Source organism: Citreimonas sp. (genome assembly GCF_042096055.1).
Lineage (GTDB): Bacteria > Pseudomonadota > Alphaproteobacteria > Rhodobacterales > Rhodobacteraceae > Citreimonas.
Window position 1 is genome coordinate 25,664 of record NZ_JBELMH010000029.1, and the last position, 9,716, is coordinate 35,379.

A 9,716-nucleotide genomic window follows, 5' to 3' on the forward strand; every position below is an offset into this window, starting at 1 on the left:
GGGTCAGGGCACCGGCACGGTCCCGTACTGCGTCATCAGCCCGACGCCCATGGCGAAAATCCCCGCCAGGAACGGCAGCACCAGCACCGACAGCGCGCGCAGCCGCAGGAACGAGCCGCCGACCAGCGGCACCTCGTAGATCAGCATGCGGTGCGCGGCGTAGAGGCTCCAGGACGTGACGAAGGTGATCAGCGCGGGGCTCGACGCGCCGGCCTTGGCGAAGACCGCCGCGATGGCGAAGGCGATCACCGGCCCCGCCGGCACGATCAGCCCGGTCGCGGCGGCGACCGGCAGCGCCAGCAGCCCCGCCTCGTCGCCCAGCAGTGCCGCGATCGCCTGCTTGGGGATGAGCTGTGCGATGAACCCCGCCGCCACCAGCGCGCACAGCATGCGGGGCACCAGCTTGGCGAATTGCTCAAAGAACCGCTGGGCCATTGGGTCGAAGGCGCGGCGCTGGCGCATGGCGATCAGCGCCAGAACGGCCAGAAGGACCAGCAGGACGAGGAACCCGGTGGTCACGTGCGCACCTCCGGGCGGTCACGCTCGGCCGTGTCGTCGTCGCGCAGCCGCAGGGTCAGCGGCAGGCGGCGCGCGATCAGGCCTGCGATTACCGGCAGCGGCAGCGACACGAACAGCCTCAGGATGGCGAACTCCGCCCCCATGAAGGGCACGTCCCACACCAGGATGCGCTGGACGCCCAGCAGCGCCCAGGCGGTGATGTAGGCAACCATCGCGCCGCGGTCGGCGCCCGCCGCGCCGAGCACCGCCAGAAGCGCATAGGCCGAGGACGGCCCGCCGGGCGTGACGGTTCCGGCGGCGGTGGCCACCAGCAGGCCCCGGAAGCCGGACTCCTGCCCAACCAGCCCCGAGATCCGGTCGCGCGGCAGCATGTAGAAGACCAGCGACGCGATCGACAGCGCGACGATCACCCGCGGCATCAGCCCCGCCAGCAGGACGAGGTCCTGCCACAACGCCGCCATGAACGCCTCTTGCCCGCGCACCAGCCAGCACACCACGCCGAGGGCCGCCGCCGCCGCGAAGAACCCCCAGAACCCCTTGCCGAACGCGTCCGACAGGACCTCGCGGCGCCAGACGGGATCTTTCAGGAACGCGAGGGGGGCAGGCAAGACGGGCCTCGTCAGTGTTCGTGGTGGTGGTGATGATCGTGGTGATGGTGATCGTGCCGGTGGCGCAGGATATCGTCGGCCATGTCGCGCGGCTCGGAATGGCCGGCGGTCAGCGCCTCGATCGTGGCACGGAACAGGTCGGCCTCGGGCGGAAGCTGTCCGGCGAGGAAGCCGGCGAGCCGCGCCAAGGCGATCGCCTGGCTGGCCAGCGCGTCCACCCGCTCGGCCTCGTCGGCGCGGGCAATGTCGGCCAGCGCGTGCGCAAGCCCCGCGCGGAACGTCGCCTCCATGTAGGCGGCGCGACCATCCGCCTCGGCCAGATCGCGCGGCGCGCCGCCCCGCGGGGCGTCGTCCGGCAGGTCGAGCCTGCGTGCGATGACTCGCAGATGCTCCATGAGATCCTGACCGACCAGGACCTGTTCGTCGATTTCGCCGCACATCGCGGTCATCTCCCCCGGATAAGGAACGCGCCGCCGAAGCCAGCGACGCGGACTGTCACAGGCTGGCGACCTGAAGGGCCGCGAGGCTTTCGGCGGCCAGGGTGCCGCCCACCAGCAGCGCGGCGCCGCCGATGACGGCGTTGACCGTGCTGCGCATCCAGCGCGCGCCTTGGTGGATGCGGTGCAGCGGGTAGCTGACCGCGGCCGAGAACAGCGTCATGCCGATCATCGTGCCGGCGCCGAAGACGGCAAAGTAGCCGATCGCCTCCAGGATCGTGTCGGCCGCCGCGACCGTCAGAACCAGAAGCCCGGCAGAGCCCGCAGCACCGTGCAGGACGCCGACACCCAGCGTGGCGGCGTGGCCGCGCGCCCGCGCCGGGTGCGCGTGGTCGTGCGACGAGGCCGAGTGCGGACCCTCCTCGCCGGCGTGGCTGTGCACGTGCACGTGCGGCTTGCCACCGTGGCTGTGCACGTGGACGTGCACCCGGTCGCGCCAGATGCGCCACAACACGCGCAGGCCCAGCGCCGCGATGAGCAGCCCCACCGCCGCCTCGAGCGCGGCCTCGACCCGCCCCGAGATCGTCAGCCCCAGCAGCAGCACGATCGAGCAGATCACGAACAGCGCCAGCGTGTGTCCGGCGCCCCAGACCGCACCGCGCGCGACCAGCGAGCGGCGGCTTTCGCCCCGCTCCATCATCGACGCGACCGCGGTCATGTGGTCGGCCTCGAGCGCGTGGGCGATGCCGATGAAGAAGCCCAGCGCCAGGAACGCCGCCGGCCCCGACGTCGCGACGGGTGCCGGACCATGCGCGAAGGCGGGGGCGGCCAGCAGGACGGCGGCACCGGCCGCGAGACAGACGACCCACCTCATGCGCGCAACGCCGTCAGCATGGCGGGGATGTAGTCGTCGTCGTTGGCCACCACCAGCACGGTCGCGAAGCGCCGCATCGAGTTGACGACCCTGTCGACCGTGGCGTCGGCCCGCCCCGCGCCCAGCGCGAGCCCCGCGCACATGATCTTTCGGTTGAACGCCTCTCGGGCCACGACCTCGGCCGCGCCTTCGTTGTCGCCGCGCGTCGCCAGCAGCACGACCACGTCCGCGCCCTCCATCTCGTCCGCGAGGTTCGCGGGCGAGCCGTCGGGATGGGCCAGCGGCAGGTCGCCGGCGGCGGTGACGGCCGGGTCCACGGCGTCGGTGTTGGCCAGCGTCAGGAAATGCGCACCGTTCCAGGGATCCTCGGTGATGGCGAACATCGCCTCGGCCGCGCCCGCGTCCAGCGCGAAGATCCGCGAGGCCCGGCTGCGCGAGTTCGGCCGCTGGATGCGGAAGCGCAGCTCGGACGCCGTGGCGGCGCGGGCGCAGGCATGCGGGCCGGTCGGGTGATCGACCGGTCCGCGCCCTTCGCGCGTGGCGTTGTCCGCCTCGAATATGTCGTCGGAATCGTGGGGCATGGTTACACCGATGTCTGCTTGACGCCGGGACGGACGGTCAGGTCCTCGAGCATCGCGTCCTTAAACGGTTCGTCCGCGGGCAGGACGCGCGCGGCCGATCGCACCTGCTGGTGCTCGGGCGTGCGGCCCGGCGGCATCACGCCCTTGTCGCGCAGTGCCACGGCCGCCTTGCGCAGGCGGTGGCGGGCCATGATGATGCCGTTGTCGGTGGACACCAGGTTCTCCTTCGTCCGGTCGACGATCGGCCCCATGCTCTCCTGCAAGGATGCGTCCTGCATCGCGATGCCCCAGATCCCCGAATAGGATTCGCCCTTCTTCTGGGCCTCGCGGTCCATCAGGTAGTCATTGTCCTTGTTCTGCAAGGGGCGGAAGGTGCCCGGCTCGTACTTGTTGTGCACGCCGTAGCCGTCGATCATCGCCTGACGCTCTTCGTCGGTCAGCGCGCGGGTCGGGTGGTAGTCGAAGGACCACGCCCAGCAAGTCTCGTCGTCGATCGGCACCCAGAAGTGGCCATGCACCGGGTGGTCGCCCCGCGGCGGCACCATCGTGAAGGACGGCATGACCCAGGGCGTGACGCGCCAGTAGTAGTGGTTCTCCTCGGCCATGCGGCGCGCGCCGATCATCAGGCCGCCGTCGGATTCCACGACCTCGAAGACCGGCTTCTTGTCATTCTGGTTGTACTGGTTGCCCTTGGCGCCCTTGAACAGCGGGTCGGACTTGAGGCTGCCCGAATGCAGGAACGACACGTGCGAACTGTCGATGCCGCCCTCCATCGCCTGCAGCCAGTTGCATTCCTGCAGCCGCTTGGACGTGTATGTCTGCTCGGGCGGGACGGTGGCGAATTCCCATTGCGGCTCGGGCGGACGATTGTCCTTGTCGCCCATGTGCGTCCACAGCACGTCGCCCACCTTGATCAGCGGGTAACCCGTCAGCTTGATCTTCTCGCAGAAGCCGGATTCCTCGGGCTCGGACGGCACCTCGACGCACTGGCCGGTGACGTCGTATTTCCAGCCGTGATAGGGGCAGCGGATGCCGCCTTCCTCGTTGCGGCCGAACCACAGCGACACGCCGCGGTGGGCGCAGAACTCGTCGATCAGGCCGTAGCGGCCCTTGCTGTCGCGGAACGCGATCAGGCGTTCACCCAGCAGCTTGACCCGGACCGGCGGGCAATCGTCCTCGGGCAGCTCGGACGCCAGCAGCGCGGGCATCCAGTACTGGCGGAACATCTCGCCCATCGGCGTTCCGGTGTCGGTCTGCGTCAGCAGGTCGTTGACTTCCTTCCGAAGCATGTCTTCGCTCCTTCCCGTTCATCGGCACGCGGCCGCAAGAGACCCGGCACCGCCCTCCCCGGCGGGACCGCCTTTTCCGACGAAAGCCTCAGGACTTGGGCGGCAGGTCTGCCAGCTCGGCCTCGTAGGCCTTGTCCATCTTCGGCTCGAGGCCGTTCTTGGCCAGCGCGTTCGCGAACATGCTGCGCACCTCGCGGCTTTCGTCCGCATAGTCGATCTGGTCGCCGCCGATGCGCTGGCTGATCCACGCCTTCGGCACGCCTTGGGCGTTGCGGATGGCGACGCCCTCGTACTTGAAGGCCAGGTAGCGCGCGGGCGTCGTCCCGGTGTTGAAATGCTGGTGGTACCACATGTTCGGCGGCACGATCATGCTGCCCGGCTTCCACTCGTAGCGCGTGGGCTCCTCGCCTTCGGGGTACATCAGGCTGTAACCCTCGCCCGACAGGATGATCACGTGCGCGCCGGGGCCGTGGCGGTGGCACTTCTTGTAGGTGCCGACCGGGAACTGGCTGATATGGCTGTTCATTGAGCACTTGGCCAGCTGGAAGCGGATATGCCCGCCGCCGGCGCCGCGTTCCTTCGCCTCGATCAACGGCAGGTTGATCGCGTCGTGGACGAAGTTGGTCTCCATCAGCAGACCCTTCTGCTCGCCCTGGTCGGCGAAGTAGTCGGGTTCGCCGTTGAACCGGCCCTTGAAGTCGTAGGACGTGCCGAACAGGAAGTCCGGGTCCTCGAAGACGTTCATGATCGGCGGCAGGTTGGTCGTCGACACGTAGCGCGCCGGCTCGCTGCCCGATCCGTTGAAGTGCTGGTGATGCGCGTTCAGCGGAATCCCGAAGATCGAGCCCGGCCCCCATTCGAAGCTGACCTTGTGGCCGCTGTCGTCCCAGACCACGGTCGAGCCGCGCCCAGACAGGATCAGCACCGTCTCCTCGAACAGCTGGCGATGCGGCGCCAGCTTCTGGCCGGCGGGGATTTCCATGACGTAGCAATCGTTCGACGTGCGCGACGCGTCGTGGTTCAGGAACACCGCGTTGCCGCCGCGCCGCGCCCAGGGCTTCAGCTCGATCTCGTGCAGGCTGGGCACGTAGTTGCCGTTCTGGATCTCGAGCCCCTCGCTCGCGATGAATCGCGTGTAGGGCGTCTCCTTCTCGGTCTTGAACTTCTCGGCCAGCTTCTCGGACACGACGGCTTGCTTGTTCATGCGGCTCTCTCCTTCCCGGGCGCTGCGATGGCGCCGCACTTTTTCTGAGTTGCGGCGAGGATACGTCCGCGTTACGGTCCCGTCAATGGACCGACGGTCCGCATAGAGGAACAGCATATGTCCGGCGGCGAAAAAGACGAGCGTCACACGATCGACGACCACATGTTCGGGGATTTCTACCCACACGAGCATGGCGACGACGCGGACCACGATCACGACGACATCGATCCCGGCCCGCTCGAGGACAATCCGATCTGGCAGCGCGACAACGTGGCGCTGACGTCCGTTGGCATCGACATCGGTTCGTCCGGCACGCAGGTGATCTTTTCGAACATCCACCTGCAGCGCGTCGCCGATAGCCTCGCCTCGCGCTACGTGATCGTGGACCGCAAGACCGCCTACGAAAGCCCGGTGCGCTTCACCCCCTTCAGCGGCGAGACCGAGATCGACGCCGAGGCGCTCGGCGCGATCATCGACGACGCCTATGCCGGCGCGCAGGTGCGCCCGGGCGACATCGACACCGGCGTGGTGATCCTGACCGGCGAGGCGCTGCGCCGCGGCAACGCCGAGGCGATCGCCGACGTGATCAGCCGCAAGGGCGGCGACTTCGTCACCGCGACCGCCGGCAACCACATGGAGGCGATGCTGGCCGCCTACGGCTCGGGCGCGGCCAAGGCCAGCCACGACGCGGCCAACCGCATCCTCAACGTCGATATCGGCGGCGGCACCACGAAGCTTGCGCTGGTCGAGAAAGGCCAGGTCATCTGGACCGCCGCGCTGCATGTTGGGGGACGCTTGATCGCGGCCGAGGACGGCGTGGTCACCCGCGCCGAACCCGCCGGACGCCACCATGCGCGGGCGGCGGGGGTGCCGCTGTCGCGAGGCGACACCGTGACGCCCGACCAGATGCACCGCATCGCGGATCACATGGCCGACCTGCTGACCGCCGCGCTGACCGAACGCCCCCTGCCCGACGCCGTGCGAGACCTGTTCCTGACCGACGTTCCCGACGACTTCGACGGGATCGCCGGCATCGTGTTCTCGGGCGGCGTCGGCGCCTACGTCTCGGGCGCCGAGACGCGCGACTTCGGCGATCTGGGCATCCATCTTGGCGGCATCCTGCGAAAGCGCGCCGAGGCCGGCCGCTTCGGCGCGCCGCTGCTGCCGGGCAGCGCCGCGATCCGCGCGACTGCGCTCGGCGCGTCCGAATACTCGGTGCAGCTGTCGGGCCAGACCAGCACGATCACGGCGCCCGGAAAGATCCTGCCCCGCCGCTCGATGCAGGTGCTGAAGCCCGACATCGACCTCGCCGAGGCACCTTCGGCCGAGACCATCGCGCAGGCGATCCGCGACCATTTCGAGGCGTTCGACCTGTCACCCGATACGGACGAGGTGGCGCTGTCCTTCGAATTCGACATCGCCCCGGAATACGGCGCGATCCGCGCGCTGGCCGACGGCATCGCGGCCGGCCTCGCGCCGCGCATCGCGGGCGGGCACCCGGTCTACGCGATGATCGACGGCGACATCGCCCAGACGCTGGGCGGCATCCTGCGCGACGAATGCGGGGTGACGAACGAGCTGCTGATCCTGGACGGCATCTCGCTGCGCGATTTCGACTACATCGATCTTGGCAAGATCCGCCTGCCGTCGTTCACCGTGCCGGTGACGGTGAAGTCGCTGCTGTTCTCGAACGACCCGCGTGGGCCGCGCCGGCAGGAGCGCACGCATTTCGCACCAAGCGAACCGCAGCACGGTCATCACCACCATCACCACGGCCACGGCCATCACCACCACGCGCACGACCACGAAACGCACACGGTCCCCGCGACCGGCGCGGGAACGGGTGGCCGCCGTTGACACCCCCAGCAGCGCACCACATGATGGAACGCGGTTCTACAAGGCGGAACGGCAGGGGCATCATGACAGAAGAAGCGAACGGCGCGCAGCGCGAAGAGGCGACCGCCGCGCGGCGGAAGGAGACCAACCGCAATCCGAGGCGCGACAGCTCCCGGTTGTCATCCGTAACGACGGCGATCCATCTTCTCAAGACTTTTACCGAGGAAGACGTCGAACTGGGCATCAGCGAACTCGCCAAACGGTTGAACGTCGCGAAAAGTACCGTGCACCGTCTCGCCGGGGCGCTGCTGGACGAGGGGCTGCTGCAGCAGAACCCCGAGAACGGCCGCTACAGCTTGGGCATCGGGCTCTTCGCGTTGGGGTCCATGGTGCGCGCGCGCCTCGACGTGACCAGCGAGTCCAAGCACATCCTGAACGCGCTGCGGGAAAAGACGCAGGAGAACGTCCGGCTGGCGGTGCTCGAACGCGCGTCGGTCGTGTTCCTGCACGACTTCGAAAGCCCGCAGACGCTGCGCCTGCGTTCGGGCACCGGTCAGGCGCGCCCGGCCTTCTGCACCGCCGAGGGGCTGTGCCTGATCTCGGGCCTGCGCGAGCAGCAGCTGGTCAACTTCCTGACCTACCCGCGCACTGCGCGCACCGACAAGACGATCACCGACGAGGACGAGCTGCGCGCCCGCATCAGCCGCGTCAAGCGCCACGGTTACGCCATCGAGGACGAGGAATGCGACGAGGGCACGCGCTGCATCGCCGCGCCGATCCACAACGGCGACGGGCGCATCGTCGCCGCCGTGGGCGTGGCGGGTCCGCGGGTGCGGATGCGCAAGGCCGACTTCCCCAAGATCGCGCCGCTGGTGGTCGAGGCCGCCGAAACCATCTCGGAACGCATGGGCTATTCGCGGACGCAACCGATCTACATCTGAACCAAGCGAAAAGGCAGGGCATGGCCAGGATCACACGGCAGAACGACGACACGACCTTCGACTGCGCCGAGGACGACACCATCCTGCGCGCAGCCCTGCGCGCCGGGATCGGCATGCCCTATTCGTGCAACACCGGCAGTTGCGGCAATTGCCGGTTCGAACTTAAGGAGGGCGCGGTCGAACACCTGCGCGAGGACCCGCCCGCCTGGTCCGAGCGCGACCTGAAGCGCAACCGCTACCTGGGCTGCCAGGCCGCCCCCCGCGGCGACTGCGTGGTCAAGTTCCGCGCCATGGACGACTACGTGCCGCCGCACCGTCCCGCGATCCGCAAGGCGACACTGCGCGCCGTGACGAAGATCACCCGCGACATCAGCGACTTCGCTTTCGAGATCGAGGGCGATGCGGCCTTCGAGCCCGGGCAATACGCGCTGCTGCACGTGCCCGGCGTAGACGGCGGGCGCGCCTACTCGATGAGCAACCTCGGCGAGGACGGCACCTGGCGCTTCATGATCAAGGACATGCCCGGCGGTGCCGCCACCGACTGGCTGTTCGCCGCCGAACCGGGGGCCGAGCTTGTGATCGACGGCCCCTACGGCACCGCCTACCTGCGCCCGGACGTGCCGCGCGACATCGTGCTGATGGCCGGCGGCTCGGGCCTGTCGCCGATGGTGTCGATCGCGCGCGCCGCGCTGAAGCACGGGCTTCTGGACGACCGCAAACTGCACCTGTTCTACGGCTGCCGGGACGAGCCCGACCTGTTCGACACCGACATGCTGGGCGACGACCTGCTGGCGCGGATCACCTGCACGCCCGCCCTTTCGGAACCCGGCACGGGCGCCGCCTGGACCGGCGCAACCGGCTACCTGCACGACGTCGTGCGCGACCACATGGGCGAGGCGCTGGCCGAGTGCGAGATCTACTTCGCCGGACCGGCCGTCATGGCCGCCGCGATCCAGAAGATGGCGCACGAGGCCGGCGTGCCGATGGATCGCCTGCATTTCGACGAATTCTACTAGGAGCGGCGCCGTACGACGGGCCTGCGCCAAGGGAGGGGACATGGCTAAACTCGAGCTCACGCTCGGCTGCTGGGATTACGACCGCGTGCAGCCTCTGATGGACGGCCGGGTGCGCCCGGACGGGATCGAGCTGAACTTCCTCAACATGATCGTCGAGGAGACGTTCTTTCGCATGCTGCGGAACCGCGAATTCGACGTCTCGGAAATGTCGATGTCGTCCTACTGCGTGTCGCTGACCAGGCCCGACCGGCCCTTCGTCGCCATCCCTGTCTTTCCCAGCCGCTTCTTTCGCCACTCCTGCATCTACGTGAACGCCGAAGCCGGAATCGAGAAGCCGACCGACCTGATCGGCAAGCGCGTCGGCACGCCGGAATTCCAGATGACCGCGCCGGTCTGGATCCGCGGCATCCT

General features: G+C 68.6%; 10 protein-coding genes and 1 pseudogene. 4 read left to right on the forward strand and 7 right to left on the reverse strand.

Features of this window, described 5'->3' with window-relative positions:
- Positions 1 to 3 precede the first annotated feature (3 nt).
- From ACFDTC_RS08580 to ACFDTC_RS08610, 7 genes are all read right to left on the reverse strand, one after another.
- The gene (locus tag ACFDTC_RS08580) at positions 4 to 519 is read right to left on the reverse strand and encodes a hypothetical protein (RefSeq protein WP_375258465.1); all 516 of its coding nucleotides are present in this window, start codon (positions 517 to 519) and stop codon (positions 4 to 6) included.
- Positions 516 to 1,127 carry a hypothetical protein gene (locus ACFDTC_RS08585; protein WP_375258466.1) on the reverse strand — a complete coding sequence of 204 codons (612 nt, stop codon included), beginning with the start codon at positions 1,125 to 1,127 and terminating at the stop codon, positions 516 to 518. Before ACFDTC_RS08585 ends, ACFDTC_RS08580 begins: the two co-directional genes overlap by 4 nt.
- Positions 1,128 to 1,138: 11 nt before the next feature.
- Positions 1,139 to 1,567 (reverse strand): hypothetical protein, encoded by a 429-nt coding sequence (locus ACFDTC_RS08590; protein WP_375258467.1) that lies wholly within the window; start codon positions 1,565 to 1,567, stop codon positions 1,139 to 1,141.
- A 55-nt stretch (positions 1,568 to 1,622) separates the two neighbouring features.
- On the reverse strand, positions 1,623 to 2,438 hold the full coding sequence (locus tag ACFDTC_RS08595) for a hypothetical protein (RefSeq protein WP_375258468.1): 816 nt from the start codon (positions 2,436 to 2,438) through the stop codon (positions 1,623 to 1,625).
- On the reverse strand, positions 2,435 to 3,019 hold the full coding sequence (locus ACFDTC_RS08600) for a hypothetical protein (protein ID WP_375258469.1): 585 nt from the start codon (positions 3,017 to 3,019) through the stop codon (positions 2,435 to 2,437). The genes ACFDTC_RS08595 and ACFDTC_RS08600 overlap by 4 nt, the downstream gene beginning before the upstream one ends.
- Before the next feature lie 2 nt (positions 3,020 to 3,021).
- Positions 3,022 to 4,308, reverse strand: a complete 1,287-nt coding sequence (locus ACFDTC_RS08605) for a Rieske 2Fe-2S domain-containing protein (RefSeq protein ID WP_375258470.1) — start codon at positions 4,306 to 4,308, stop codon at positions 3,022 to 3,024.
- Positions 4,309 to 4,396: 88 nt separating this feature from the next.
- Positions 4,397 to 5,512, reverse strand: a complete 1,116-nt coding sequence (locus ACFDTC_RS08610; protein WP_375258471.1) for a hypothetical protein — start codon at positions 5,510 to 5,512, stop codon at positions 4,397 to 4,399.
- A 117-nt stretch (positions 5,513 to 5,629) separates the two neighbouring features.
- On the opposite strand from ACFDTC_RS08610, the gene ACFDTC_RS08615 reads away from it, so the two are divergent.
- The 4 genes and pseudogenes from ACFDTC_RS08615 to ACFDTC_RS08630 all read left to right on the forward strand — a co-directional run.
- Positions 5,630 to 7,369: an ethanolamine ammonia-lyase reactivating factor EutA gene (locus ACFDTC_RS08615; protein WP_375258472.1), complete on the forward strand. Its 1,740-nt coding sequence runs from the start codon at positions 5,630 to 5,632 to the stop codon at positions 7,367 to 7,369.
- Positions 7,370 to 7,431: 62 nt separating this feature from the next.
- Complete coding sequence (locus ACFDTC_RS08620; protein ID WP_375258473.1) at positions 7,432 to 8,289, forward strand: IclR family transcriptional regulator; 858 nt, start codon at positions 7,432 to 7,434, stop codon at positions 8,287 to 8,289.
- Between the two features lie 20 nt (positions 8,290 to 8,309).
- A complete protein-coding gene (locus ACFDTC_RS08625) occupies positions 8,310 to 9,305 on the forward strand; it encodes a 2Fe-2S iron-sulfur cluster-binding protein (RefSeq protein ID WP_375258474.1) in 996 nt (331 codons plus the stop codon).
- A 40-nt stretch (positions 9,306 to 9,345) separates the two neighbouring features.
- Positions 9,346 to 9,716: pseudogene (locus ACFDTC_RS08630) on the forward strand (ABC transporter substrate-binding protein); the annotation flags it as partial.